Below are 25,736 nucleotides of genomic sequence, written 5' to 3'. Positions count from 1 at the left end.
TACCCACCTATGCGCCGGGCGCGAAAGGGTGCGCTACCGGTTCATACCCGGTGCGTATGGCGTAAAGGGCTGCGCAATCAATGCGCTCGAGCTTGTCAGTCCTGCGGCGCGTCCGCCATCGCGCGACCCCGGACTTGCTCCACGTGGTCAATCATCGCTTGGGCTGCTTTCTCGGGATCCCCGCCGATCATCGCATCAAGCACGGCCTGGTGTTCCGCGATGGCCTGCTCAGCGTCAGTGATCCCAACTCCCCCGAACAATCTGAAACGCTGGATCTGCCCGCCGAGCGTGTTGTACGCGGCAAGGAGGAACTGGTTGCTGGCCTGGGCAGCGATGAGTTGGTGGAACCGCTCGTCGGCTTCAAGGTAGCTGCGATACTCGGCAAAGGTCCCACCACGGGGAGCCGTCTTCAGGTCCTCGACCGCCTGCTTCAGCGCGTCCAGGCCCTCGGGCGTCATCCGTGAGCACGCCAGGCGCGCGTTGACCGGCTCGATCGAAAGCCGTGCTTCCATCAGCTCCGCGAAGTCTTCACGGGTGAACACCGGGGCTACGCGATATCCCTTGAGGGCCACCCGGCGGACCATGCCGGTGTGCTCAAGCCGGGCCAGTGCTTCCCGGACGGGCGTCGGTGAAACCTCGAGTTCCCGCGCCATGCCATCGATGCTGACGGCAGCTCCCGGCTCGAGCCTCCCGTCCATCAGCCACTCAAGAAGTGCCTCATAGACGTGGTCGGCAAGGACTTGGCGGCTCACGGGAAAGCCGGCACGGACGGAGCTCGGGGAAGCTTCAGGCATGCACAAATCCTATAGGAACGTGCACTTCCTGGGCCGGACCCCGCCCAAACTGCCCCCTCCCGGGCGTCACATTCCGCCCCTCCCCCAACTGGGTCGCAGCAGAGCGCGTTTTGGGCGCTCAAAACGCGCTCTGCTGCGACCTAGTTGGGTGCTCGGGGGTAACCTACGACGCCGGCACCTCAGGTGGGTGCCGGCGTCGTGCTTTCGCTGGGGTGCTTCGCGCCTAGTTGGCGTAGAAGGGGTAATCCGTATAGCCCTCGGCACCATCGGCGTAGAACGTCGCGGCGTTGGGCTCATTGAGCGGAAGCCCCTCGCGCCAGCGGCGGGCGAGATCAGGATTCGCGATAGCCGGCCGGCCCACAACTACGCCGTCGGCCAGGCCATCTGCCACCAGGGCGATGGCTTCCTCACGCGTGGTGATCTCGCTGAATCCCGTGTTCACCAGGAACGTGCCGTTGAAGCGCTCGCGGAGGTCCTGGACCAGGGAGCCCTTGGGTTCGTGGTGCAGGATGCTCAGGTAGGCCAGGTTGAGCGGCGCGATCGTGTCCACCAGGACTTCGTAGGTGGCGCGGACGTCTGCGGCGTCCACCTCGGCAATGCCCTGCACGTTGTGTTCGGGCGAGATACGGATACCCACGCGGTTGGAACCGAGCGCCTCAACCACGGCGTTCACGGTCTCGATGACAAAGCGGGCGCGGTTTTCCGGAGAACCGCCGTAGCTGTCAGTGCGGACATTCGAATTCGGCGCGAGGAACTCGTGCAGGAGGTAGCCGTTGGCGGAGTGCAGTTCCACGCCGTCGAAACCGGCCTCGATGGCGTTGCGGGAAGCGGTAACGATCTCCTGGATGACGGCCGGCAACTCATCGGTACGGAGTTCGCGAGGGACCGGGTAGGCCTGCTTGCCGTTCGGCGTGCGGACTTCACCTTCGATGGCGACGGCGCTAGGGCCAACAATCTCGTGACCACCTGTGATGTCTGCGTGGGAAACGCGGCCACCGTGCATGATTTGCGCGAAGATCCGGCCGCCTTCTGCGTGGACCGCGTCAGTGACCTTCTTCCAGCCGGCGATCTGCTCCTCCGTGACCAGGCCGGGCTGGCCCGGGTAGGACTGGCCAGCAGGAGTCGGGTACGTGCCTTCACTGACGATCAGTCCCAGCGATGCGCGCTGGCTGTAGTGCTCGGCGATGAGATCGTTAGGCACTCCATCCAGCCCTGCACGCAGGCGCGTCAACGGCGCCATGACCAGTCGGTTGGGGAGTTCGAGTTCACCGAGTGCCAGCGGAGAAAACAGCATGCGCAGTTCCTTTCAGAATGATCAGGTTCACCCTGAGCAACTGTGCAGCGTCTGCAACTATTCCGATTGAGGCGCAGATCACAACGGATCGGGGCTTTCGGGCCGCTCCGCCTCCCCAAGTATTTGCAGGCCTCTCTTGGCCCAGGCGATTTCCTGCTCGGCACGGGCGAGCTGCCCTTCATATGCGAAGACCTTGAAGCGGACCACCTGCTCCCGCTCCTCTTCGGCATATCGGCCAAGGCGACGGGCAAGAGTGGGATGGACGCGCCGCTCGAGGGCCTCGATCATGTGAAGCGTTTGGAGGCGCTGCTCCTCGTAATGGGCGATGTGGGCCCGCAACTGTTGGGCCGCTACGCCCGGGGGTGCCCACTCGAAGTAGGCAGCTTTGAGGCGTGCAGGATCCCGGTCACGGACGTAGGCCAGGGGCTGACTCTGCCACTCCCGCAGGGCGTCCTCGCCGTCCGGCGTGAGGGCATACTCGGTCTTGGTGGCTCCACGTGTCCCCCATGGCACGGACTGGCTGGAGAGGAGACCCTCGGCGAGCATCTTCCGCAACTCCGGATAGATCTGCGAATCGGGCGCATGCCAGACGTGGCCCACGGAGGAACTGAAGTGCTTGGCCACGTCATAGCCCGTCAGCGGGCCCGAGGACAGCAGCGCCAGCAAGGCCGAGCGAAGAGTCAAGGCGGGTCCTTTCAGGTCGGTATTGAACCCTCACCCAGCTTACTTCCAACAGACCTTTGCATATCACTATGAAGATAGCTAGTATGTGGTCTACCTCACCTACTAGCTATCTTCATAGTTAGTTTGGGTACTATCCGGCCCCCTCAACGATGAAGGACCGCTCCATGTCTGTCTCCGCTTCGAAGACCACAACCACAGCCAAGCTCCTGCCCTCCCCGCTCAACGCCTGGTACGTCGCCGGGTGGGACCACGAGATCACCGCCAAAGGGATCCTGGCCCGCACGGTTGCCGGTCGCCCCTTGGCCCTGTACCGCACCGGTGATGGCCGGGCCGTGGCACTGGCTGACTCCTGCTGGCACCGCCTCGCCCCGCTGTCCCAGGGAAAGCTGGTGGGCCGCGACGAGATCCAGTGCCCCTACCACGGCCTGCGCTACAACGCCGCCGGGCGCTGCACCTCCATGCCCGCGCAGGAAACCCTGAATCCATCGGCTACCGTTCCCTCCTTCCCCGTGGTTGAGCGCTACCGCTATGTGTGGGTGTGGCTCGGTGACCCTACAAAAGCGGACCCGGGCCTCGTACCCGACATGCACCAGCTGCAAAGCTCCGAATGGGCCGGAGACGGTGAGACCATCCATGCACCGTGCAACTACCAACTGGTTTTGGACAATCTCATGGACCTCACCCATGAGGAGTTCGTTCACAGCTCATCGATCGGGCAAGAGGAACTGTCCGAATCCGAGTTCGAGGTGACCCATGACGAGTCCTCAGTGACAGTCACCCGTTGGATGCGCAACATCGACGCGCCGCCGTTCTGGTTGAAGAACATGCGGGACAAGTTCCCGGACTTCGAGGGAAAGGTGGACCGGTGGCAGATCATCCACTACTACTTCCCCTCAACGATCTGCATCGATGTCGGTGTAGCGGAGGCGGGGAGCGGAGCGCCTGAGGGCGACCGCTCACGGGGAGTGAACGGCTACGTCATGAACACGATCACGCCGGAAACCGACCGTTCGTGCCACTACTTCTGGGCTTTCATGCGCAACTACCGGCTGGAGAGCCAGCTCATCACCACACAGCTGCGCAGCGGGGTGCACGGCGTCTTCGGAGAGGACGAGGCGATGCTCCTGGCCCAGCAGTCGGCGATCGATGCCAACCCGGACTACGAGTTCTACAACCTCAACATCGATATGGGCGGGATGTGGGTGCGCCGGCTCCTGGAGCGCGCGCTCGAAGCTGAGGGCCGACTCGCCGCACTGCCGGACGCCTGAGCAGGAGGAGTTCCACCGTGGCCGATTCCCACCAGATCATCTGGCAGCAGGCAACCATCGACTCAGTGTCCGACGTCGCCGAGAACATCCGTCGCATCGTCCTGCGCCCCGAACGCCCGTGCACTGTGCGCCCGGGCGAGCACGTGGATGTCCGCACAGACATTGCAGGCGAGCAGCATGTCCGTTCGTACTCCGTGGTGGATGCGGCCGAGGACGGCACGCATCTCGCCCTCAGCGTCTTCCAAACACCTGCTTCCCGGGGAGGCTCCGTGTTCATGCACTCGCTCCGGCCCGGGGACGTCCTGGAGGTTACCCAGCCGCTGCAGAACTTCCCGCTTCGGGTCGGGGCGCCCTCCTATGTCCTGCTCGCAGGCGGCATCGGCATCACCGCTATCGCCGGAATGGCCGCGCTGCTGCGCCGCCTGGGCGCTGACTATCGCCTCGTCTACGTGGCCCGCTCCCGGGAGTCGATGGCCTACCTCGACGACCTTGCCGCCCTCCACGGGGACCGCCTCGAGCCACATATCGACGCCGAGGGCACCTCCCTCGATGTCCGCGCCCTCGTGGGTTCAGTACCGGACGGCGCGGAACTCTACATGTGCGGTCCCATCCGGCTCATGGACGCCGTACGCCGCGGATGGACTGAACGCGAGCTCGACCCCACAAACCTGCGCTACGAGACCTTCGGCAACAGCGGCTGGTACGAGGCTGAACCATTCACTGTCCGCATCCCCCGGCTGGGGATAGCGACAATTGTCGGCCCGGACGAGTCCGTGCTGGATGCCCTCCAGCGCGAGGGCGTGGACATGATGTCCGACTGCCGCAAGGGCGAGTGTGGCCTGTGCCAGGTCAAGGTGCTTGAGCTCAGCGGGCGGATCGACCACCGGGACGTCTTCTACTCGGACCGGCAGAAGGAACCCAACACCAGGATGTGCTGCTGCGTCTCGCGTGCGGTCGCTGCAGAGGCTTCCGCCGCGCCGACGCCCCGCCCCGCCATCCTTACCATCGACGTCCCCTGAGAGGCATCAGCAGCATGGATATCCGACACCAAATCGACGCATCCAGGATGTCGTCGTACCAGTGGATCATCATCGCGGTGACCACCTTCCTCAACGCCCTCGACGGTTATGACGTCCTGGCCATGGCCTTCACAGCAACCTCCGTGACCAAGGAGTTCGGACTCTCCGGCGCCCAGCTCGGCTGGCTGCTCAGCACCGGTCTCATCGGCATGGCTGTAGGCTCCCTGGTCCTCGGACCGTTTGCGGACCGCTACGGACGGCGCAAGATCCTCATCGTGGCCTTGGCGATCAACGCCCTGGGCTTGTTCCTCTCCAGCACGGCGAATTCCGCTTTCGAGCTCGGCCTGTGGCGGGTCCTTACCGGCCTGGGCGTTGGGGGCATCCTCGCCTCGGCTACCGTAATCACGAGCGAGTACGCCAACACCCGCCGCCGCGGCATGGCCGTCAGCATCTTCACGGCCGGCTACGGTGTGGGCGCCACACTCGGCGGCATGGGCGCCACCAACCTGATCCCCGCCTTCGGGTGGCGCTCCGTGTTCCTCACCGGTGGCCTGCTGACCCTGCTGGCGATCGCCCTCACCGCGGCCCTCCTGCCCGAGTCGGTCGACTACCTCCGCACTCGGCGGCCGCAGAACGCCGTCGCGAAACTCCAGCACATTGCCCGCCGCCTGCGGCTCGAAGGCAGCGTCACCCTCGGTCCCGCTGCTGCGGGCAGTGGAAAACAGCAGGGCAGCGTGGCTACGCTGCTGAACTCCCGCTACCGCAAAGCCAGCATCCTGCTCTGGATCTCCTTCTTCGTGACCATGTTTGGCTTCTACTTCGCCAACTCCTGGACGCCCCGCCTGCTGGTGGAATCCGGGATGACCGAGCAACAGGGCATCATCGGCGGACTCATGCTCACCATGGGCGGTACCTTCGGCTCGCTGCTCTATGGCGCGCTCACTATCAAGTGGGACGAGCGGCGGACCCTGATGGCCTTTACGGTGCTCTGTGCGGTGACCCTGGTCCTCTTCATTACCACCACCGCTGTTCCCCTGCTGGCGTTCTCGTCAGGTGTGGTGGTGGGCATGCTCGTCAATGGCTGCATCGCCGGTCTCTACACGGTGGCTCCCATGGCCTACGAGCCCGGCGTCCGCACCACAGGGGTGGGGTGGGGCATCGGCGTCGGAAGGGCCGGTGCGATCCTCGCCCCTATTGCGGTCGGTGGCATGCTCGACAGCGGCTGGACCCCCACGCAGCTCTATATCGGCGTTGCGGTGGTAGTCCTCCTCGCGGCCGTCGCCCTGTTCCGGCTGCGCCCGTACGAAGAGGCCCAGGACCCCGTAACCGAGGACTCCGCTTCAGCAGCCAGCACCCGATAGAGGCAGGGCTGGGTGCTTTCCCGGGTCGAGAGGGCACCCAGCCTGAAGCCCTGTGCAGTCGGAGGGGAAGAGCCGCTGAGCTAGTTCTTCCCCAATTCCCGCATCGACTCATCGAAGCATTCGCACAGCGCCAGGACTGCAACGAGGTGCGCTTCCTCGGCGTGCGGCGGATCTGTGTTGATATTGATGGCTTCATTGACGGCCTGGGCCAGGTCGCGGGACTCCCTGCCGGTGAGAGCCCACACCTTGGCTCCCGCCGACTTCGCGGCCGAAGCGGCATCGCGGAGATCCTCCGTTATGCCTTTGGCAGCCAGGAGCACCACAATGTCACCGCGCCGGACCACGCCCGGGATCTGGCCACTGATGGTCTGCCCTTGGTCCTTGTTTGCGACGATGGCAACAAAGGAACCGTCAGATCCGCCTCCGTTGTGTGCGGCATCGTGGGCCGTGAGCTCGGAGGCAAAGCGCTGGGCTTCATGGGCTGAACCATCGCTGCCGGCGGCGAACACTTTGCCGCCGCGGAGCCTCGCCCTGGCCAACTCTTCACCCCACTCGGCAAGCCGTGACGATTCCCGCCGCAACGCCGCCACGGCCGGACCGATTTCGCCCAAGTGGCCGAGAACCACGTCCACAGCGTGCCGGTTACGCTTCGGATCCGCCGCACGCACCCCTTGGCCGGTCCGCCTCACCACGATGCTCATCTCCTGCCTCCGCTTCTTTCCACAAAAACTAAAGGTTTCTGCCGCCGTCCCGCCGCCCGTCACGGGCAGCACCGTCCCGAACGGAGTCATCACGCGTGGATCCCTCGCCCGCTGCGGTGCCGTTCGGGGAGGCGTCCCGCCCTGAGGCGTCCCGGTGCGTGCCGTCCCGGTGGGACCGGTCCCGCAGGAGGCGCTGACCGCCGTCGTGAACGCCGTCCCGGTCCTCCGACCGGCCACGGTCCCCGTTCGAGCGGTCGCGGTCAGAGCGGTCGTGGTCCGAGCGGTCGTGCTCAGAGCGGTCCCCCTCGGAGCGGCCGTCCCGCCCGGTGTTGACGTCGGGGTCGAGCTTGTCCGCGTGGCGCAGGTGCTCCTGGACGCGGCCGTGCGCTTCGTCGGCCTTTTCTGCGTGGCGGTCGGCCTCGCGGCGCAGCCGGTTGGCTTCGACCTCGGCCTGCACTGCGGCTGCCTCGGCCTGGGCCGACTGCGCCTTGGCCTGATGCGCGCCAACGGCTTCCTGCTCGGCCTTCTCACGCAGTTCTTCGGCGCGGTGTCGGTTGACTTCCGCCTTCTTGCGCCGGCCTACCAGCACGGCGATGATAATGGCGGCCACCACAACCACGGCCACAATGATGATGGTCACCAACAGTCCGGTATCCATGTGGATTACCTCCCTTGTGAACGGCTTTGTTGGGCGCCGTTGCCAGCCCAAGTCCGGTTCCCCGTCATGTACCCCATGTCCACTGCGCCCAAACGGTACGCCGGTTGCTCACGCCGGCAGTTCCATACGGAAGCCGCACCTGCATTCCAGGACCCGGGTCTTGAGATATACGTCCATCAGCGGATCATCGTTGTCCTCGGTGGTGATGGGTACGTAAACGCTCTTCGCGGACGACGCGGCAAACTGCATCGGCTCGCCGCAGTGGAAGTACTCCCCGCCAAATTGCAGGAGGCCGGAGATCGCACTCCGGCTGTTGAGGACTGCCGCCACTTCGTGGAACGTGGCGGTATGGGAGAAAGAAGCCTCGCACCGGGTGCACGTGTAGGAGACTGCAACCAGGAGTTCGCCCGTGTGGGGCTCGATGGATTCGATGGTTTCCAGGTCCAGGTTCTCACTTGAGCCACAGTTGGTGCACTTCAGTGGCTGCACGGCGGGACGTGATGTATTTTCCGGAACCGGTGGGTTCTGTATGGTCGACAACCTGCTCACTCCTCGGTCAACTTTGTCCGACAGATGCTCTGCTTGCCAACATCTTAACTAATAATCAGATTGCTTACTAGTTTTTGAACGGCACTCTCCAGAGCAGCGGCGCGGAAGCCGCCGTCGTCATTGGAGGGAGCCGGGCCTGACGCGTCAGCTGCCAGTGGCCTCAGGATGCTCCCGCGCCCGCTTCTCCTCCGGCGTCTCGCCGATGTCATCCGGGATGAACGCAGGGTCCACCTCCGTGGTGAAGTCACCTGTTCCTGGATCGCCTTCAGCCTGCCCGACGTCGGCAGGAACCTCTGTGGCGGACGTTCCGTCAGGTGTTTTGTCCGATCTGCGCGCTTGGTCACCCATAGCCCCAATCTAGGCCGGGAGACAGCGCGAGTCGAGGCTTCGCCGCCTTGTGCGCCGCCCCCGACTCTGCTTCGCTGGGAGGGTCTCCTGCAGCGCGGGACACCTCCAGCTATGGGCAGGGAGAACAATTGTGAAAGCAGTGACATGGCAAGGCCGGCGCTCGCTGAGCGTCACGGAAGTCCCGGATCCCACCATCCAGGAACCCACGGACGTGATCGTGCGGATCACGTCCACAGCTATCTGCGGTTCGGACCTGCACCTCTACGAAGTCCTCGGCCCTTACATGCACCAAGGCGACGTGATCGGACACGAGCCCATGGGCATTGTGGAAGAGGTGGGCCCGGAAGTCCACCGCCTCAAGAAGGGCGACCGCGTGGTGGTGCCCTTCAACATCTCCTGCGGCCACTGCTACATGTGCAACCAGGGACTGCAGTCGCAGTGCGAGACCACGCAGGTCAAGGAAAAAGGTTCGGGTGCTGCCCTCTTTGGCTACTCCGAGCTCTATGGTTCCGTTCCCGGCGGGCAGGCCCAGTACCTGCGCGTGCCCTTTGGCGACTATGGGCCGGTGAAGATCGATTCCGACCTTCCGGACGAACGGTACCTGTTCCTCTCCGACATCCTTCCCACCGCGTGGCAGGCCGTTGAGTACGCCAATGTGCCGGAGGGCGGCACCCTGGCCGTGCTGGGCCTGGGCCCAGTAGGCCAGTTCGCCGCAAGGATCGGCAAGCACAAGGGCTTCCGTGTCATCGGCGTGGATCCTGTCCCCGAACGCCGGGCCATGGCCGAACAGCACGGTGTCCAAACCATGGACTACAGTCCGGACGTGGCAGGCATGGTCAAGGAGGAGACACTGGGACGCGGCCCCGATGCCGTGGTCGATGCCGTGGGCATGGAAGCGCACGGCTCGCCCGTGGCTTCCTTCCTCCACCGGGCTGTTTCGCTGCTGCCGGACAAGCCGGCCCAAGTGGCCATGGAAACCATCAGCGTGGATCGGCTCGCGGCCCTCCATACAGCCGTGGACATGGTGCGGCGCGGAGGCACGGTCTCCCTCAGCGGCGTCTATGGTGGCCAAGCGGACCCCATGCCCATGCTCACGATGTTCGACAAGCAGATCCAGCTGCGCATGGGCCAATGCAATGTGCGCAGCTGGACTGACCAGTTGCTTCCGCTGGTGGAGGACGACGCCGATCCGCTGGGAGTCATGCACCTGGTCACCCACACCGGCGGTCTGGATGACGCTCCGGAGCTGTACGAGAAATTCCAGAAGAAGCAGGATGGTTGCATCAAGGTCGTCCTGAAACCCTGATCCTGCCGACAAACAGGTAAGCCCCCGGCCCCGGCCTGAACCGGACCGGCCGGGGGCTTCACTGTGCCTGGCTAGTTCTTTTGCGGAGGCAACACGAACGCGCCCGACTTGTCCGTGGATAAGGCGAGTGAGGAGATGAACCGCGGCTCGCCGTCGGGTCCGTCCTGACCCGAGCGGAGCATGTCCGGACGTTCGAACTCCAAACCAGTGACATGGCAGAGGAGCTTTTGGTCGCTGGGGTTGCCGTCGGAATCGAACATGGGCAGGTCAATACCGTCATCGGTGCGCCGCAGGTAGAAGCGGCCGCGGGTGGCGATCGCCAGGACCGGCGGGAGGATCAGGGCCAGAAGCACCGCGAAGATCGGAGAGTAGGGCTGGACGGACGCACCGAACGCTCCGAAGAAGACGGCGATGGAGACGCCAGCCGAGACCAGCATCGATACAAAGCCCACGGGGTTGACGGCGTGCAACATGCCGCGGCGGAATTCAGGCACCTTCGGCGAGATCTTCAAAAGGTACTTGTTGATGGCGATGTCGGAAGCCACGGTGACCACCCAGGCCATGGCGCAGTTGGCGTAGAAACCGAGGATCGTGTTCAGGAAGTGGAACATGTTCGCTTCCATAAGCACCAGGGCAATCACCAGGTTCACCACCACGAACACCATGCGGCCGGGGTAGGTCTTGGTGATGCGGGTGAACGAATTGGTCCATGCCAGGGAGCCGGAGTAGGCGTTGGTGACGTTGATCTTGATCTGCGAGATGACCACCAGCACCACGGCGAGGGTCATGGCCAGCCATGCTGGCATCATCTCCTGGTACACGCCCAGGAACTGGTGGACCGGCTCATTGGCGTGCACTGAAGCCGCCGGGTCAAGAGTGGCGATCAGGTAGATGGCAATGAACAGCCCGACGACCTGCTTGATCGCCCCGAACAGCACCCATCCCGGGCCGGCCAGGATCACTGCGCGCCACCACGCACCCTTGTTGGCTGCTGTCTTGGGAGGCATGAACCTGAGGTAGTCGATCTGTTCGGCAATTTGTGCCATGAGGGAAAGACAAACTCCTGCGGCCAGCATCACCGAGGCAAGGTTCGGCCCACCATTACCGGATGCACCGGTGTAGGCGAAGAAGGAGTCGATGCTTTCAGGGTGCGAGACCACCAGGTAGCCCACCGGGATGACCATGAGCAGCAGCCACAGCGGGGTCGTCCACACCTGCAGGGTGGCGAGGGTCTTCATCCCGTAGACAACCAACGGAATGATGATGACCGTGGACACCGCGTAACCCAGCCATTGCGGGACCCCAAGGCCGAGCTCCAGCCCCTGGGCCATGATGGAGCCTTCCAGCGCGAAAAAGATAAAGGTGAAGGTTGCAAAGATCACGTTGGTCACCACTGATCCGTAGTAACCGAAACCGGATCCACGCGTAATGAGATCGAGGTCGATGTTGTACCGCGCGGCGTAATAGGCGAGCGGGAAGCCGGTCACGAAGATGATGACCGCCGCCACAATGATGCCGAGGACGGCGTTGGCCGTGCCGTAAGCGATGCCGATGTTTGCGCCGATGGAAAAGTCGGCCAGGTAGGCGATGCCTCCCAGCGCACTTGTGGCCACCACCCCAGCGCTCCACTTGCGATAGGACCTGGGTGCAAACCGGAGGGTGTAGTCCTCCAGGCTCTCTTTGGCCGCGCTGATCGCATCGGCATTGGGTGTGGCTTGTCTTTGGCTTTGGGTCAGGACGTCGCTCATCCTTGCTCTCTTTCGCTCATGGGGGTTCTCAGGGGCACCGCTGGAACCCTGGTGCTGCCCACGACGCTAGTCACGCTGGTTGTCCGCACGGTCACGGCGGTGTTTCACAGGTGTAACTTCTGCATCAGCGGTCACGGGCTATGGCGGGTCACGGAAGCGCCCAAAAACGGCCGCGGCCCTTTGTGACTACTCTCCAAAATCAACTGTCACCGCCCCCGATAGCGTCATGTCCATGACCGCAGACACAGCTACTGACGCCCCTGCCCATGCCATTCTGGACCTCGCAAGGGAGCAGGTCCTGGGACGGGGCGAGGGCCTCACTGAACCCCAGCTTGTTGACATCCTCCGACTGCCCGACGAGGCCATCCCGGCAGCCCTGCAACTGGCCCATGACGTCCGGCTGAAGCACTGCGGCGAGGACGTCGAGGTGGAGGGGATCATCTCCATCAAGACCGGCGGGTGCTCCGAAGACTGCCATTTCTGCAGCCAGTCGGGGGTGTTCGATTCACCCGTCCGCGGCGTGTGGCTGGACATTCCGGAACTGGTCAAGGCAGCCAAGGAAACTGCCGCCACCGGAGCCACCGAGTTCTGCATTGTTGCAGCAGTCCGTGGCCCGGACATCAAGCTGATGAACCAGATCAAGTTCGCCATCGACCGCATCAGTGAGGAAGTGGACATCAACATCGCCTGCTCGCTGGGCATGCTGACCCAGCGCCAGGTGGACCAATTGGCCGCCTGGGGCGTCCATCGCTACAACCACAACCTGGAAACCGCCCGCAGCTACTTTCCGCAGGTAGTGACCACCCACAGCTACGAGGAACGGTTGGAGACGTGTGCCATGGTCAAGGCTGCCGGCATGGAGCTGTGCTGTGGTGCCTTGATCGGCATGGGCGAGACCTTGGAACAGCGCGCGGAACTCGCAGCGCAGCTGGCCGCCCTGGACCCCCACGAAGTCCCCCTCAACTTCCTCAATCCCCGTCCCGGAACACCTTTGGAGAACCAGGGCATCATGGACGGCAAGGACGCCCTTCGCGCGATCGCCGCTTTCCGCCTCGCCATGCCGCGCACCGTTCTTCGCTACGCGGGCGGCCGAGAACTGACGCTCGGCGACCTTGGGACCCGCGAAGGCCTGCTGGGCGGGATCAACGCCGTGATCGTGGGGAACTACCTCACCACGCTGGGCCGTCCGGCGACTGCCGACCTCAGTCTCCTGGTCGAGCTGAACATGCCCATCAAGGAGCTCCAGAAGTCACTGTGAGCAGCTACTGCAGCCACTGCGGCGGTGCGGTGGGAACCAAAGGCGAGGGCCCGACGTCGGACGCCCACCAGAGCTGCCAACAGCAGCTGTTGATGGAGCCGCCCAGGTTTTGCCCGCACTGTGGCCGGCGCATGAAAGTCCAGGTCACGCCCACGGGATGGACGGCGGAGTGTTCCCGCCACGGCGCCTCCGTCTCCCCTGGGTAGGCTTGTTGCATGGGCGAAAGCCGGGATCTCCTGACGCCGGAACAGCGCAGCCGGAACATGTCCCGGATCCGGGGCAAGAACACCAAACCCGAGTTGTTGGTGCGGAAGTTGCTGCACGCCAAAGGCTACAGGTACAGGCTCCACGGCCAGGCGGGCGGGTCCAAACTGCCGGGGCGGCCGGACCTGGTGTTTGCCGGGCGGCGCAAGGTCATCTTTGTTAACGGCTGCTTCTGGCATTTTCATGACTGCAGGGCAGGACTCCACGCGCCCGCCGCCAACGCGGAGTTCTGGGAGGCCAAACGCGCCCGAACCCGGGAACGCGATGCCCTGCAGCGCCGGCAACTCGACGCTGAGGGGTGGAGGGTGCTGACGGTCTGGGAATGCGAACTGAAAGACCGGGCGGGTTTGGAAAGGCGCCTGACAGGATTCCTGGACAGCGGCTTCGGTACAGCCCGCGACTACGGTGAGGACACTGAATCGGCGGACTGATGGGCCGGGCTGCCGTGGCCCTGCTCCCACAGTGCGAAGGCTGCTGTTCCTCCGATACCCAGCAAAACGGCCAGGCAAAAGACGATCACTGCCATCAGTGCGGCAGAGGGTCGGGCACCACCGTCCATGAGGTTTTCCGTTCCTTCAAACATGCCCGGACTCCCCCATTCCGCGATCATTCGGCTGACCAACCTAACTGTCAGGCCCTCCGATCAAGACTCCCGCGGGGTCCGCTCAAGATTGGATCAAGCTTTCGTTTTGGGGCAGTACGGCTATTCCGGGACACCTAATGTTGAATCGTGAATCCATTGTTCGGAGGCGGGAGGGGTTTGGTGTCTGACTATGACGAGTGCACAGACTCCCTGGTGGATCCCGCTGTCCTCCTTGGACTCCAGGCCGAACTTGGCGGGGACGCGTCCATCGTCACCACATTCGTCAAGAACTATGTGGAACTGCTTCCCTGGCGCGTAGCACGGCTTCATCAATCCTTGGTCAACCTGGACATGGAAGATGCCATGGACGCGGTCCTGAGCTTGAAGACTTCCAGCCATATGGTTGGGGCCGTCTGCATTGAACGGCTCGCCGCGGAGCTGGAAGTCAGCATGAAGCTGCTGCCGGGTGGTGACCATCTGATGCAGCTCAGCCCACAGCTGGAGGAGATCGACCGCTTCGTCTTCGGGACGATCTGCGAGCTCCGGCATCCCAACTAGGTCGCATTTGTGCGCGTTTTGACGGCTCAAAACGCGCACAAATGCGACCTAGTTGGGTGAGGTTAGTTGTTCTGGATCGCCGGGGCCAGGCGGTAACCGACGCCGCGGACGGTTTCCAGCCAGCGCGGGTTCTGGATGCTGTCGCCGAGCTTCTTGCGCAGGTTGCCCATGTGGACTTCAACGGCGCGTTCGTCGGCGTCGCTGACGTAACTTCCGACGTCGTAGGGCTCGTTGCGGAGGCGGCGCGCCAGGTCGGCCTTGGTGCGGACAATGCGACCGGTCTCCAACAGCGCCACCAGGAGGTCGAACTCCGTGCGGGTCAGCTTCACTTCGGTTCCGTTGAGGACCGCCGTGCGGGACCCTGCGGACACCGCCAGTCCGTTATGGACAAGTTCCGGGTCCGTGTCTGCCCCGGCGGGGCGGGATTCCGACGACGACGCGCGCGGCCTGCGCATCATGGCCTCCACCCGGGCACGCAGCTCGCGGGGACGGAAAGGCTTGGTGAGGTAATCGTCGCCACCGGCCTCGAGGCCCATGAGCGTATCCAGCTCCTCCGCACGCGCGGTCAGCATGATGATGTACGCGTCCGATGACTTCCGGATCTGCCGGGCGACTTCGAAACCGTCAATGTCGGGGAGTCCGAGGTCCAGGGTGATGACGTCAGGGTTCAGTTCACGGGCGGAGAGGACACCGGCGGATCCGGTGGAAGCGACATGGACGTCGAACCCGGCCTGGGAGAGGACCACGCGTACCAATTCGCGAATATCCTGGTCATCTTCGATGACCAGCCCCACACGTACTTCACTCATTGCTACCCCTCAGCCCCTTTGATAACCCTTCGAAGTATAACCATTATGGTTAGGCTGATCTCATGAACCGACTCGGTCCCCCGTCCCTGGTGGTTGTGCCATGACCCCTCCCGCCACCTGGGACCTTGGAGAGAAGAAGAAGCTGTTCTTCTTCCAACGCTCCTTCCACGAGCACACCTTGCGCATGCGCGTGGTCCTGAGCCAGCTTCCGCTGTCTGTTTGTGTCTGCATCTCCGCCATCCTGGTCTGGTTGTTCTTCCCGGCCACGCTGGAGAATCCGCTCTTCCTGGTGTTCCTGTTGAGCCAGGCTTTCCTGCTGGCACTGTGCATCGCGGTGCCGTGGCACCGGCTGCCGTTCCCCAGCTTCCTGGCCATCCCCATCCTGGACATGATCTCCATCGGTTTCGGACGGGAAGGCGGGCAGGAAGCCCTGACCGGCCTCAGCGTGCTGGTGGTCCTGCCCGTCATCTGGTTGTGCGCCTCGGGGCTCTTTCCCCGCACTGCCATGGCCCTGTCCTTTGTGGGACCACTGGGCATTGTGTGGGTTCCCTTGTTCATCAATGGCAGGCTCACGGAACAGGACCTGACCAAGCCCTTGCTGTTTCCCATCCTCATGCTGGGCATCGGCGTCTCCGTCAGTGTGCTGACCCTGAGCATGGTGCGGCAGCAGCGTGCCCTCGAACAGAAAGACGAGGCCTTGAAGGAGGCCCTCGAGGCCAGTACCAAGCAGGAGCGGCTGCTGAATACCGTCATGGAAGCGCTCCCGCTGGGCGTCGTCGCCGTGGACGGAGACGGCCATGACATCCTCATGAACCGCCGCCAGCGGCAGACCCACACCCTGGCCAGTCCTGAGGACAACGACGATCCCAACGAATCCCAACTCCTGGTCTTCGACACGGACAGGACCACCCCGCTGCCGCCGGACATCCGACCCGTACGGCGGGCGGTGCTGGGCGAACGTTTCACGGACCAGTTGGTGTGGCTCGGAACGGGACCGGAGCAACGGGCCTTCACCACCAGTGCCCGGCCCATGCTGGATGATGAAGGTAAGTTTGCCGGCTCCGTGGTGGTGTTCAGCGATGTCACGGACCTGGTCAATGCACTGGCCGCCAAGGACGATTTCGTGGCCAGTGTCTCCCACGAATTCCGGACTCCGCTGACCTCCATCCTGGGTTACGTGGAACTTATCCTGGACGACCCCACCGGACTCGATCCGAAATACCGCAAGCAGCTGGACATTGTGCGCAGGAATGCCGAACGCCTGCTCACGTTGGTATCCGATCTTCTGTCCGTCCGGTCCGGCCAGATCGTGGTGCAGCCGCACACCGTGGACGTGGCCGAACTGGTGCGCGGCAGTGTGAACTCTGCGGAGCCACGGGCTGCCAAGGCCGGAATCCGCCTGTCCGTGGATGCTCCCCCGGCCCTGCTCGCGCGGGTGGACTCCTCGCGGTTGTCGCAGGTCCTGGACAACCTGGTCTCCAACGCCATCAAGTACTCCCCCGACGGCGGCGACGTGGTGGTGGCGGCCTGGGAGGACGAGGACCACATCTACTGCCGCGTCTCGGACACCGGCATGGGCATGTCGGAGGACGAGCAGGCAGAAGCCTTCACCAAGTTCTTCCGTGCCGGAGCGGTGCGCAACAGCGCCATACCGGGAGTGGGCCTGGGCCTTCCCATCAGCAAGGCAATCGTGGAGGCGCACGGCGGTACCATCACCTTGGAAAGCGAGCCCGGGCAGGGCACCACGTTTACGGTGAAGGTCCCGGCCTGATCAGCGTTTGATGGTCGCCTTGCCGGCAGCTTCCCGACGGCGGCCGAACAGGAAGTAGCTCAGCGGACCAAAGAAGTTGATGAAGGATGCCAGGCGCCACAGCACCTTGTTACCCCTGATCTGCGAGTCCGGTGTCTTGGCGATGCTCCTTTGCGCGGCGCCCAGCAACGCCATGTTCAGCGCTCCGCTGCCCATGAGCATGACCCTTTGGCCTTTGCTCATATCGCGCCACGATTTCCTGCGGGCCATGATGCCTCCTTGGCGGTGGGTTACCTTTTCAGGCTAGTCCGACGCCGTTCGTCCCGCCACAGCTTGGCGCAGCACCTCTCCCCAGGACTGTTCCGCGAGGTCGGCCACTGCGGCCAGAATCCGGCCGGGCGGCAATGAGAGGTCCAGCGGATACTCCACGATGTCGATATCGGTATTGAGGATCCTCCGGAGCTTCACTTCCCCGGCACCGGCATAGACGAGCCAGGCCGTGGGGACGCGCAGGGCTGTGCAGTAGGCCAGCAGCTGGTAGTGGTCGGCGTTCAGCGAAGCGCCGATGTCTCCGGCTGCGGTGTATTTGGAGTCGTACACCACCACCGGGCGGCCGCCCAGGAAATGAACGGCATCCGGCCGAACGGTCAAACGGTCGGTGTCCCGCACGGCCTCATTCAGCAGGGCCCCGTACTGCAGCCGCATCTCTCCCGGGTACGCGCCCATGGCATGGCGCAGAGCCCTGCCCACGAATTCCTCGAAGACCTGGGCCATGTCCACCACGAACGAGGCCGTCTGCTGCGTACCCACCCCTGCTTCTGCGGAGCCGTTACGGAGGATCACCTCGGCCAGCCTCAGGGCGGCGTGGTAACGGAGGTTCATGCGCGTGGCCTGCCACGGCGGGAGCGGAGCGCCGGACGCCAGGCGGGTAACGGCGTCGAGCTTTCCCTTGAGCTGCCGCAAGCGGCTGAGGACGTCGGGACGGACGCCGGGCACCTTGCCCATGCGTTCGAGCGCGGCACGCAGAATGCGGTTTTCCGCAATGTCCTCGGTGAACTCGTCATAGGACACTTCCAGCGGGACCAGCATCCCCGGCCGGCGGGAGATCTGGTCGGAAATGCGGATACGCCCCTTGACCGTCCGGAGCGACTCATCCACTGTCAGGTAACCCTGAAGTACCCCACGGTTCAGTGCCCGCTCAGCCAATTGGGCCAGGGACTCCGCCAACGCGCTCCACAGATCGGGGTGCTCCACGGCTTCCACGGAGTGGTCGCCGAATCCTTGGTCTCCGGCGTAGCTCAGGAGGAACAGCAGCCGGCTCAGGCCCAAACGGTCCTTGGGCCGGACTTCCAACTGGACCGTCCCGGTGCGGACCGACCCCACCTTGCCCACCGGTTCAATTCTGTAGAGTCCCATTCCCAGCGGCGATGCCTTGGCCAGCCCGCTGGAGTTGATGAACGCAGCCGACTCCGGATCAAGCTTGTCCACTACCCCGCGAGAGAGCTCGTCCATCACCACGTGCCGCAGGCCAGTGGTCCGCCCCGGGCCGGATTTCGCGCTGGATGGCGCCCTGGTGGGCCTGGGCGGGATGGCCTTACCGGGCAGCAAGACGTCCCAACAACTGGTCGAGGCCGAACCGTTCCTCCAACTGGGCACGGTTCAACTGGCCGTGATAGTGCTCTTCGAGCAACGGCATGAGCTCGTACTTCCAGATCCTGCGGAGGCCCGTGGGGGTCTGGGCGGCGGTCTTCATGAAGTAGGACGGCCCGATCATGAGGTCGCGGTCCCAGTCGTCCATGGCGTCGTTCAGCGCATCCAGCAGGTCGGCATTGAGGGTGTCCAGTCCCCGCGCCTCCAGGAACCGGCGCAGTGAACCGCGCACGGGTTCTTCCTTGGGGTGCAGCTCGATGAAGGCAAACCGACGCCGGATGGCCGCGTCCATCATGGCGATGGACCGGTCGGCCGTGTTCATGGTGCCGATGATGTAGAGATTGTCCGGCAGGCTGAAGGGCTCGTTGGGGCTGTATTGCAGGTAGATCCGGTCGTCCCGGTATTCCAGCAGGAAGTACAGCTCACCGAAGACCTTGGCCAGGTTGGCGCGGTTCATCTCGTCGATGATGAGGAAGTACGGTTTGTGGGCGTTCTCAGGCTTGGCGGCTTCCTCCGCCAACCTGCGCAAAGGTCCGGCCACAAGTTTGAAGGAAACCTGGCCGTCGTCGGTCTTGTCCGGACGGTAGCCCTCAAAGAAGTCCTCGTAGGCGTACGACGGGTGGAACTGCACCAGCTTGACGCGTTCATCCGTACTGTCGCCGGCGAGCTCGGCGGCGAGGTGCTTGGCAAGGTAGGTTTTGCCCGTGCCGGGAGGGCCATAGAGGACCAGTTGGCGGTTGTCCTCCAGCAGCTCCGCGATCTCCTTCAACGGCTCCAGCTCCATGTGCAGGGATGCTGCGAACTCTTCCGTCAGCGGGCGGAAACCCTGCTGGACGACCTCGACGGCGACCGTGGGCGGGGCTTCGTCCTCGCCGTCGGTTTCGGCTTCTCCAGGGAGCAGTTCCTGGAGTGCCTGGATGACCCTGGTGACGTCCACGATGATGCCCGGCGTGGAAAGCTGGCGTTGCGCGTGGCGCGGCAGTTCGGTGATGGCGTAGCTGTCGTCGAACCAGCGGACCTTGCGGCGGATCCTGCGGCTGTCCTCGTCCGGTTCGCCCAGAACCACGCCCACGCGGACGCGGCCCGCGTGCTGGTACAGGGTGAGGTCACCGGGTTTCATGACGGTGAGGAAGGCAAACACCGCGGTTTTGGTGTCCTCGCGCTCAACGTAGCCCAGGTGCTTGTAGTCCTCGTCCACGGCGTGCTGGACCACTCCGGCGGTGACGCCGGCGGTGAGTGGGCGCAGGTGTTCGACATCCAGCGTCGCCTTCTCCTCCGCCACCCAGGAGGCCAGGAGGTCGGCGTTGTCATGATGGGTACGCAGCAACCAGGAGCGGCGGCCCGGGTCTCCCACCTTTCGCCACTGGCTGACCAACTGGCGTGAGTACCAATCGATCCGCTGGCCTGCCTGCTCATCCAGATGCAGCCTGATCCGGTGGATGTCCGCGGTGATGTCTTCTTCCGTGTCGCCCTTGGCGCCACCCACCAGAGAGGCGAAGGCGTCACGGATTTCGCGGCGTTCGACGTCGGCCACCACGGGTTCGAAATAGCTGGGCCAGACCAGGTACTCGATGCTGCGCCGGAGGGCGGGCTGGTCGTCCGGTGTGCCGGCAGCCAGTTCGTGGAACTTGTGCGGATCCGCGAGCGCCTGGTTGATGGCCTCAGTGCTCTGGCTGTCCAGGTGGGCGACGAACCGGCAGAGCCATTTCAGGTGGTCCCAGATAGTCCAGTTGAATTCGGCGGTGCGGTCCCGGATAACCCCGTGGTCCGTCATGCCCCCGTAGAGTTCCTCCGGCAGTTCGATGGCCGGTTCCACCCACGACGCTGCCTCGGCGACCCGGGCGCGTTTGACCCGCAGGGACTTGACCTCGTGGGCCAAGGGCAGCGACTGCAGATACAGGAGTTCAACGGCGAGCAGCTTGGCTTCCCGGGATGCGCCATCAAGGTTCTGCCGCAGGTTGGTCATCATGGGCGCCTTGGAGTCGGCAACGCCCCGCTCCAGCCGTTCCAGGAGTTCGCCGGCGGCATCTGCCGTCCAGGTGAGTGTCCTGCCGTCCAGCGCCGATGGCTTGCCGTGGAGTGCCGGATCGAGCACATACCAGGCAGCGTCCTCGATCTCCTTGGAGATTCCGGGAGCACGGTCAAGGGCTGTTTTCACGGAGGGGGTCACCATGCCAACTTACCTTGTTTGGTTTAACCAAGCATCTGGATATCCACACCCTAATGCATGCCGAATTGGTATTCCCTGGGGACGGGTTCACCGGGACAGACTTCCTGCCACAGGGCCGAGATCGCGTCCTCACCTTCGCGGAGGTCGGGAATTTCCACGCCTTGTCGAAGGATTGCTGCGGCGGCTGCCTGATCGCCGGTACGGGCCAGAGCGAGCGACTTAAGGAACGTCAAACGCCCGACGGCGGCGCCCTGCGTGGGTGCCGATTCTGCCAGTTCCAGCGTCATGGCCGGGTCGCCGTGACGGACGGCCAAGGTGGCCGCCTCGACCACCAGCGATGTGCTGGATGGGTCGTTCCGGACAGCCGTCCCGAGTTCAGCCAGGCCTTCCTGGTCCGCCCCCTCCGCCAGCAGCACCAAGCCGAGACCGCGATGGGCCAGGGCCCGGGTCTGCGGACGCACACCGTCGGCGGCCAGGACCAGCCGGTACCCTTCCTTGGCCCCCTCGAGGTCCTGCCGCGCGTGGCGCATGGTGGCCAGCTGGAAGCCTGCTTCCGGGCTTTCCTGAGCGCCAAGCAGTTCCTCCCAGTCCGCGCCGGCAACGAAGGAGGGTGCGCCGTCGAACGGTTGACCCTTCAGCAGCCCAAGCCAGGGCTCCTGTTCCGCAGTGACGCTTTCACTGACGAACGGCGTGCCGCTCTCGTCTATCCACCCCTTGCCGGCACGGCGCCGCCGGGCCCGTTCCACAACGCCCCACCCGCTGCCCGTCAAGATCATTTTGGACGGCGGGACATCGGCATTGTTGATTGCGGCGGGGAGAAGGGCCTCCAGTTGGTCGTGCGGCTGCAGTTCTTCGAGCCGCCGGCCGGTGTGCTCCACGGCTGCGTCCCAGTCCTGGCCGTGCGAAATGCCCGGGTCGAGGTGACCATTGCCGTAGGCCTCAACCCAGGACCAGACCGCGCCGGCAGGCATCACCAAGTGCTCGAACTGGGTCTGTGCCAGCCCGGCCTGGATCTCGGCATAGGGGCCGGCACCCGGGCTCAGCCACTCCTGCCACCGCTTGCCGCCCTGGCCTTGGCCCCACACAAAGAGCTTCTTCCCGCGCAACAGGCCGGTGGAGAGCATCGCCAGCCCGTCGCCGTCGTCATCCGCTGCCACCACCCAACGACGCTCGGCCGGATCGATATCGAAGAAGAAGTCCGCCGCGTGCGGGCTGTTCACCAGCCACGTGCCGTCGTAGCCTTCATGGGCGGTGGGCCGCACCCGGGTGATGTCCGTGGCGTAGTCGCTGCCGAACGCCTCGTCGGCGGGCGCGATCACGCGGGTCCTTGCCGTCTCCGGAATGGCGGCGTTGCTCCACCAGTACATGGGAATGTCCTGGTCATTGGGGTTCCGGATCCGGACCGCGGCGAACAACACCTCCGATTCCTCCGGCAGCCAGATGTCCACCTGGAACACCACTTCCCGGAGCCGTTCGAACTCCCACATGCGCAGGATGTGCTTGCCGTCCGGCGTATGGACGATCGCTGTGTGGAGCGGATCGCAGCTGGTTGGCGAGTGGCCACGCGTGCCAATGTTCCACTCCAGGCCGCCGGCGAACCATGCCTTGCGCAGGGCAATATTGGCAAGCTGCGGCGCCCCGTGAGTATGCAGCAGCTGCTTGCCGGTCGTCTTGTCGAACAGCTCCCAGATCCGGCCGCCCAGCGACGGCAGCACCGTGGCGCGCAGCTTGGCGTTTTCAAGCACGACGGCGGGCAGCTCCTTAGGTGCCGCCGCCCGGCTGTACCCGTCCTGCATGAGATACGGGTACACGTTGGGCACCAGTCCGTACCGGGCGGACGCCTGGAGTTCCTCGGGGACACCCTCGCCCACGGTGCAGGGCTGGTCCAGTTCGGAGGCCACCACGGGCAAGGGGTTCAGCGGGCCCACATCGGCCATGCTCAGCGTCAGGGTGGTCACTATGAGGTTGGATGGTGTTGCCACGTCAGTATCCAATCGTGAGGAGGAGCCCGCGGTTCGGCTCGATGGTCAGAGTTTGGCCGGGTTTGAAATGCGCGGCGGTTTGGAAGCCATGGATGGCCGGGGCTTCCAAACCGGCAGACGCAAGGTGGGCGAGACCGGCGTCGAACATCAACTGCACGTCCACAGTCTCCCCGGCCCAGGAGGCGAGCGCCACCACTGCCTTGTCCCCCTTGGCCCACGTGGTTGCGAGGATGTCCGGGTGGCTGGTTCTCACTGGAGCCCGGGGATCCCAGTGGCCGATCATGTCCAGGTGTTCCAGGCCGGTTCGTGCCCAAAATTCCCAGAGGGGGCGGTTATCCACCCGCGGAGCCCTGCCGGTCATGCCAAAGACCATGCCGCGCCAGGGGTTGCCGCCGCCCTCCAGCATCTCGCCCATGAGGCCGAACGGTATGCCGGAGAGCTCCACCAGCCAGTAGTCCGGGTCGCTGCGTTCGTAGTCGAAGTACTCCCCCAGCCAGAGCCGGTCCACATAGGGCAACTGCTCCATGTACAAGTTGGCCGACGATGCGTACCCGTCGCGGGCCGTGAACTGGTTCGCCGAATGCAAGTCGATCTCCGGACCTTCCACGCCGCGTTGACTGCAGGCCCTTTCCAGCACTTTCCGGACCCGCAGCATGGCGTGGCGGTCGTAGGCGATGTCGTCCAGGTAGATACCGTCGATTCCGTCTTCGCCTTCGGCGAGCTCAGCGAGGCTGCGCACATAGAAGTTCTCCAGCCGCGAGCCTCCCGTGGTGACCACGGCGATGTCCTCCACATTCGGCGCGAACCATGCCGAGACGTAGCGGCTTCCCGCATGTTCCTGCAGCCAGATGTGGCCCTTGCCCGGGCCGTCGCTGAAGACCTCGTGGTCCAGCTGGAGCATTGGCAACAGTTCGGGGCTGTGGAACGTGAGTTCACGGACGGTGTTGTAGATCTTGGCCTTGAGCCCGTGCTTGTGGCACGCGGCTATGTAGCTGCGCAGTCTGTCCTCATGCAGCAGAGGATCGTTGATGTAGGGAGCCGGTGCTGTGGCATGGTGGATGTTCACCACCGTGGCGCCCGCGGCCTTTATCAGCTCAGGGTCCGCCGGCTCATGGAAGTACCGCTTGGACAGGTGCTTGCCGGGTTCGATCGGCTTGAACGGAGTCAGGAGCAGGCGGAAGTCGAAGTCCAGGGGTTGCCCGGGGTACAGGGTGCGGGGACCGCTGGAGGCTTTCAATGTGACGGCCTCGTCTGCTGTTCGAAGCATCACTCCCCCGGTTCCCCAAGAGCGAGGTTCCAGCAACGGCTTCTCTCGGTAGAAATTCGTGTTCAGCGGGCGTTCGTAGTTCGAATCCCGCAGCGCCAATTGAACGCCCGCGTTGACGCCGCCCAACCACAGCGCATCCTGGTTCTTCGACGCCACGTCCCACGACCAGTCCAACTCCGTGGGTCGCCGGCCTCCGGGGACACCCAGACCCATGGCGAGCGGAACCGCAGCCTCATCGAACCCAAGGTGCAGCCCGACGTCGGGCACGTCCACCGTCTCCCACGGCGTGAGCCGAAGCGAGTACGAAACTGCCCCATCGGCGTCGAGCACGCCGGTCAAGTCCAGCGTCACCACCGCGTTTCCCTTGGCGTGGCCGGTCCACTGGCACCGCCACGCCACCCTCGCCGGGCCTTCCACCATGTACCTGATGGGGCCGTAGGTCCAGTCGGTGTTTTCCATCCGGAAACCCATGGGCTGGTTGAAAAGCCCGACGGCGGGACCGTCCGTTGCGGTCACAGCCGCGGCGAAGGTGGACGTCACCTGCTCCGGCAGGCCTGAGTCGGCCAACGTCACTGTCCGGCCGAGGATCCCGAGCGTCTTGCTTCCCTCATCGAGAGTGATGGCGGTGAACGGCGCCACAAGTTCAGCGTCCTGGGCGATGGTCGAGTCGAGCCACACGAGCCGCCGCAGCAAACGTGGATCGTTGCTTGCCTCAGATGGCTCTTTGACATCCAGCACCACGTTCACTCGTTGGATTGCGCCGCCGCCCGTTCGGACCGTGATATCCGCCGTGACCTTGGTCCCCGCTGCTTGGGCCGGAACCGGAAGCACCACGTAGAGAGCCTGCACCGTGCCCGCGCTGATGCTCAAGGACTTCCGCAGGGGCTTGCCCAAGCGATCCGTTCCTTCGGTGTTGATGCAATGGCCGTTGGTTACCTCAACCGTGATGTCGCTGAGGTCCTGCAGGGCGTACACACCGACTTGGACCACATAGTCCTCACCCGGCTCTGCTGTTCCGCGGAACCCGCCCGCAGGACCGTTGATGGCCCAATGCGCTGGCAACGTCTCCCGCAAGGAGGCGGGATTGAGCCGGTCCTCGGGAAACAGGAGGAATGTCTCGCCGGGGTGATCGGCATGAAGTCGGTCCAGTTCCGCCGACGTGGCAGTGAAGTTCATCGGCGCGAACGAGTCACGCTCGCTGGCCGCTTCATAGCGGAGAACCCGTGCTCCGGGCAGCTGTCCTTGCTTACTCGCCCACGGCGAGTCCACGACGGCGGCAGCCCACGCCGGTTCCGCAGCCGGCCGACGTGGGAGGTACTGCGCCTGCGGATAGTGGGCCTTGCCCACCATCGCGTAGGGCAAGTAGTAGACGAAGTAGTTTCCGGGCCCGTCGATGGCCTCGAAAATCAGGGCGCCGGACTCCTGTGTGGCCTCCTCAACGATGACGTTCGCGGTTCTCCCGCCGGATGCGACAGAGACGACGATGACTTCGACGCCGGCGGGGTCCAGGTCTTGCCGACGCCACGGAATGGTCACACGCCTGTTCCTGCCCAGGCCATCGTCCGGCACCTCCACAACGAAGCGATGGTTGCCGTAAAGGAGTTTGTCCCATGTTCCGATTCCACACTCGACGTCGGGGTGTCCTGTGGCGGCTTTTGTTTCCTGGGCCTGCACGCTTTCTGGCTCCTGTCCGGCGCGGCCGGATCGTGTGTTTT

The 25,736-nt window shown here is 64.3% G+C and carries 23 protein-coding genes; 8 read left to right on the top strand and 15 right to left on the bottom strand.

Annotation, left to right across the window (positions count from 1 at the left end; all coding sequences use genetic code 11):
- Positions 1–95: 95 nt before the first annotated feature.
- The 3 genes from ACPFL9_RS05535 to ACPFL9_RS05525 form a co-directional block, all read right to left on the bottom strand.
- Complete coding sequence (locus ACPFL9_RS05535) at positions 96–794, bottom strand: GntR family transcriptional regulator (RefSeq protein ID WP_426006283.1); 699 nt, start codon at positions 792–794, stop codon at positions 96–98.
- 223 nt (positions 795–1,017) lie between these two features.
- Positions 1,018–2,088: an alkene reductase gene (locus ACPFL9_RS05530; RefSeq protein WP_426006281.1), complete on the bottom strand. Its 1,071-nt coding sequence runs from the start codon at positions 2,086–2,088 to the stop codon at positions 1,018–1,020.
- A 78-nt stretch (positions 2,089–2,166) separates the two neighbouring features.
- A complete protein-coding gene (locus ACPFL9_RS05525) occupies positions 2,167–2,772 on the bottom strand; it encodes a PadR family transcriptional regulator (protein WP_426006280.1) in 606 nt (201 codons plus the stop codon).
- A 164-nt stretch (positions 2,773–2,936) separates the two neighbouring features.
- Here ACPFL9_RS05525 and ACPFL9_RS05520 point away from each other — a divergent pair, with 164 nt between their 5' ends.
- From ACPFL9_RS05520 to ACPFL9_RS05510, 3 genes are read left to right on the top strand one after another with little or no spacing between them, the layout of a single operon-like run.
- Positions 2,937–4,040, top strand: coding sequence for an aromatic ring-hydroxylating dioxygenase subunit alpha (locus ACPFL9_RS05520; RefSeq protein WP_426006279.1), 1,104 nt, complete (start codon positions 2,937–2,939; stop codon positions 4,038–4,040).
- 17 nt (positions 4,041–4,057) lie between these two features.
- On the top strand, positions 4,058–5,059 hold the full coding sequence (locus ACPFL9_RS05515; protein WP_426006277.1) for a PDR/VanB family oxidoreductase: 1,002 nt from the start codon (positions 4,058–4,060) through the stop codon (positions 5,057–5,059).
- 14 nt (positions 5,060–5,073) lie between these two features.
- The gene (locus tag ACPFL9_RS05510) at positions 5,074–6,420 is read left to right on the top strand and encodes an MFS transporter (RefSeq protein ID WP_426006276.1); all 1,347 of its coding nucleotides are present in this window, start codon (positions 5,074–5,076) and stop codon (positions 6,418–6,420) included.
- Positions 6,421–6,500: 80 nt separating this feature from the next.
- Here ACPFL9_RS05510 and ACPFL9_RS05505 read toward each other — a convergent pair whose 3' ends face one another.
- The 4 genes from ACPFL9_RS05505 to ACPFL9_RS05490 form a co-directional block, all read right to left on the bottom strand.
- Positions 6,501–7,121 carry an SIS domain-containing protein gene (locus ACPFL9_RS05505; RefSeq protein ID WP_426006274.1) on the bottom strand — a complete coding sequence of 207 codons (621 nt, stop codon included), beginning with the start codon at positions 7,119–7,121 and terminating at the stop codon, positions 6,501–6,503.
- A gap of 28 nt (positions 7,122–7,149) precedes the next feature.
- On the bottom strand, positions 7,150–7,779 hold the full coding sequence (locus tag ACPFL9_RS05500; protein ID WP_426006273.1) for a hypothetical protein: 630 nt from the start codon (positions 7,777–7,779) through the stop codon (positions 7,150–7,152).
- Positions 7,780–7,887: 108 nt separating this feature from the next.
- Positions 7,888–8,328, bottom strand: a complete 441-nt coding sequence (locus ACPFL9_RS05495) for a hypothetical protein (RefSeq protein WP_426006272.1) — start codon at positions 8,326–8,328, stop codon at positions 7,888–7,890.
- Between the two features lie 144 nt (positions 8,329–8,472).
- A complete protein-coding gene (locus ACPFL9_RS05490) occupies positions 8,473–8,676 on the bottom strand; it encodes a hypothetical protein (protein ID WP_426006271.1) in 204 nt (67 codons plus the stop codon).
- A 130-nt stretch (positions 8,677–8,806) separates the two neighbouring features.
- Here ACPFL9_RS05490 and ACPFL9_RS05485 point away from each other — a divergent pair, with 130 nt between their 5' ends.
- On the top strand, positions 8,807–9,982 hold the full coding sequence (locus ACPFL9_RS05485) for a zinc-dependent alcohol dehydrogenase (protein ID WP_426006270.1): 1,176 nt from the start codon (positions 8,807–8,809) through the stop codon (positions 9,980–9,982).
- Between the two features lie 71 nt (positions 9,983–10,053).
- On the opposite strand, the gene ACPFL9_RS05480 is transcribed toward ACPFL9_RS05485, so the two are convergent.
- Positions 10,054–11,730, bottom strand: a complete 1,677-nt coding sequence (locus ACPFL9_RS05480) for a purine-cytosine permease family protein (RefSeq protein ID WP_426006268.1) — start codon at positions 11,728–11,730, stop codon at positions 10,054–10,056.
- A gap of 232 nt (positions 11,731–11,962) precedes the next feature.
- Between ACPFL9_RS05480 and bioB the strand changes: the two genes are divergently transcribed.
- Both bioB and ACPFL9_RS05470 read left to right on the top strand, forming a co-directional pair.
- The gene (bioB, locus tag ACPFL9_RS05475) at positions 11,963–12,988 is read left to right on the top strand and encodes a biotin synthase BioB (RefSeq protein WP_426006267.1); all 1,026 of its coding nucleotides are present in this window, start codon (positions 11,963–11,965) and stop codon (positions 12,986–12,988) included.
- A 215-nt stretch (positions 12,989–13,203) separates the two neighbouring features.
- Positions 13,204–13,683: a very short patch repair endonuclease gene (locus ACPFL9_RS05470; protein WP_426006265.1), complete on the top strand. Its 480-nt coding sequence runs from the start codon at positions 13,204–13,206 to the stop codon at positions 13,681–13,683.
- Here ACPFL9_RS05470 and ACPFL9_RS05465 read toward each other — a convergent pair.
- Positions 13,653–13,835: a hypothetical protein gene (locus ACPFL9_RS05465; RefSeq protein ID WP_426006263.1), complete on the bottom strand. Its 183-nt coding sequence runs from the start codon at positions 13,833–13,835 to the stop codon at positions 13,653–13,655. The genes ACPFL9_RS05470 and ACPFL9_RS05465 overlap by 31 nt on opposite strands.
- A 180-nt stretch (positions 13,836–14,015) precedes the next feature.
- On the opposite strand from ACPFL9_RS05465, the gene ACPFL9_RS05460 reads away from it, so the two are divergent.
- Entirely contained in the window at positions 14,016–14,393 is a 378-nt protein-coding gene (locus ACPFL9_RS05460) for an Hpt domain-containing protein (RefSeq protein WP_426006261.1), read from the top strand.
- A 62-nt stretch (positions 14,394–14,455) separates the two neighbouring features.
- Here ACPFL9_RS05460 and ACPFL9_RS05455 read toward each other — a convergent pair whose 3' ends face one another.
- Complete coding sequence (locus tag ACPFL9_RS05455; protein ID WP_426006259.1) at positions 14,456–15,202, bottom strand: response regulator transcription factor; 747 nt, start codon at positions 15,200–15,202, stop codon at positions 14,456–14,458.
- A gap of 100 nt (positions 15,203–15,302) precedes the next feature.
- On the opposite strand from ACPFL9_RS05455, the gene ACPFL9_RS05450 reads away from it, so the two are divergent.
- Positions 15,303–16,973 carry a sensor histidine kinase gene (locus tag ACPFL9_RS05450; protein ID WP_426006258.1) on the top strand — a complete coding sequence of 557 codons (1,671 nt, stop codon included), beginning with the start codon at positions 15,303–15,305 and terminating at the stop codon, positions 16,971–16,973.
- Here ACPFL9_RS05450 and ACPFL9_RS05445 read toward each other — a convergent pair whose 3' ends face one another.
- The 5 genes from ACPFL9_RS05445 to ACPFL9_RS05425 form a co-directional block, all read right to left on the bottom strand.
- Positions 16,974–17,222: a PLD nuclease N-terminal domain-containing protein gene (locus ACPFL9_RS05445; RefSeq protein ID WP_426006257.1), complete on the bottom strand. Its 249-nt coding sequence runs from the start codon at positions 17,220–17,222 to the stop codon at positions 16,974–16,976. It abuts the gene before it with no gap.
- A 33-nt stretch (positions 17,223–17,255) separates the two neighbouring features.
- Positions 17,256–18,464, bottom strand: a complete 1,209-nt coding sequence (locus ACPFL9_RS05440) for a 5-methylcytosine restriction system specificity protein McrC (RefSeq protein ID WP_426006256.1) — start codon at positions 18,462–18,464, stop codon at positions 17,256–17,258.
- Between the two features lie 82 nt (positions 18,465–18,546).
- Positions 18,547–20,775: an McrB family protein gene (locus tag ACPFL9_RS05435; RefSeq protein WP_426006255.1), complete on the bottom strand. Its 2,229-nt coding sequence runs from the start codon at positions 20,773–20,775 to the stop codon at positions 18,547–18,549.
- A gap of 47 nt (positions 20,776–20,822) precedes the next feature.
- Positions 20,823–22,754, bottom strand: coding sequence for a DUF5107 domain-containing protein (locus tag ACPFL9_RS05430; RefSeq protein WP_426006253.1), 1,932 nt, complete (start codon positions 22,752–22,754; stop codon positions 20,823–20,825).
- Between the two features lies 1 nt (position 22,755).
- Positions 22,756–25,695, bottom strand: a complete 2,940-nt coding sequence (locus ACPFL9_RS05425) for a glycoside hydrolase domain-containing protein (RefSeq protein ID WP_426006252.1) — start codon at positions 25,693–25,695, stop codon at positions 22,756–22,758.
- Positions 25,696–25,736: the final 41 nt, after the last annotated feature.

The organism is Paenarthrobacter sp. NyZ202, from assembly GCF_049860755.1.
GTDB lineage: Bacteria > Actinomycetota > Actinomycetes > Actinomycetales > Micrococcaceae > Arthrobacter.
The sequence above is the reverse complement of the archived record's forward strand: the minus strand, read 5'-3'. Positions and strand labels throughout refer to the sequence as shown.

Bases quoted from the DNA above. Each gene is read 5' to 3' on its own strand.
- ACPFL9_RS05535 (WP_426006283.1), bottom strand. From the start codon at position 794: ATGCCTGAAGCTTCCCCGAGCTCCGTCCGTGCCGGCTTTCCCGTGAGC.
- ACPFL9_RS05530 (WP_426006281.1), bottom strand. From the start codon at position 2,088: ATGCTGTTTTCTCCGCTGGCACTCGGTGAACTCGAACTCCCCAACCGA.
- ACPFL9_RS05520 (WP_426006279.1), top strand. From the start codon at position 2,937: ATGTCTGTCTCCGCTTCGAAGACCACAACCACAGCCAAGCTCCTGCCC.
- ACPFL9_RS05510 (WP_426006276.1), top strand. From the start codon at position 5,074: ATGGATATCCGACACCAAATCGACGCATCCAGGATGTCGTCGTACCAG.
- ACPFL9_RS05505 (WP_426006274.1), bottom strand. From the start codon at position 7,121: ATGAGCATCGTGGTGAGGCGGACCGGCCAAGGGGTGCGTGCGGCGGAT.
- ACPFL9_RS05500 (WP_426006273.1), bottom strand. From the start codon at position 7,779: ATGGATACCGGACTGTTGGTGACCATCATCATTGTGGCCGTGGTTGTG.
- ACPFL9_RS05490 (WP_426006271.1), bottom strand. From the start codon at position 8,676: ATGGGTGACCAAGCGCGCAGATCGGACAAAACACCTGACGGAACGTCC.
- ACPFL9_RS05480 (WP_426006268.1), bottom strand. From the start codon at position 11,730: ATGAGCGACGTCCTGACCCAAAGCCAAAGACAAGCCACACCCAATGCC.
- bioB (WP_426006267.1), top strand. From the start codon at position 11,963: ATGACCGCAGACACAGCTACTGACGCCCCTGCCCATGCCATTCTGGAC.
- ACPFL9_RS05470 (WP_426006265.1), top strand. From the start codon at position 13,204: ATGGGCGAAAGCCGGGATCTCCTGACGCCGGAACAGCGCAGCCGGAAC.
- ACPFL9_RS05465 (WP_426006263.1), bottom strand. From the start codon at position 13,835: ATGTTTGAAGGAACGGAAAACCTCATGGACGGTGGTGCCCGACCCTCT.
- ACPFL9_RS05455 (WP_426006259.1), bottom strand. From the start codon at position 15,202: ATGAGTGAAGTACGTGTGGGGCTGGTCATCGAAGATGACCAGGATATT.
- ACPFL9_RS05450 (WP_426006258.1), top strand. From the start codon at position 15,303: ATGACCCCTCCCGCCACCTGGGACCTTGGAGAGAAGAAGAAGCTGTTC.
- ACPFL9_RS05445 (WP_426006257.1), bottom strand. From the start codon at position 17,222: ATGGCCCGCAGGAAATCGTGGCGCGATATGAGCAAAGGCCAAAGGGTC.
- ACPFL9_RS05440 (WP_426006256.1), bottom strand. From the start codon at position 18,464: ATGGACGAGCTCTCTCGCGGGGTAGTGGACAAGCTTGATCCGGAGTCG.
- ACPFL9_RS05435 (WP_426006255.1), bottom strand. From the start codon at position 20,775: ATGGTGACCCCCTCCGTGAAAACAGCCCTTGACCGTGCTCCCGGAATC.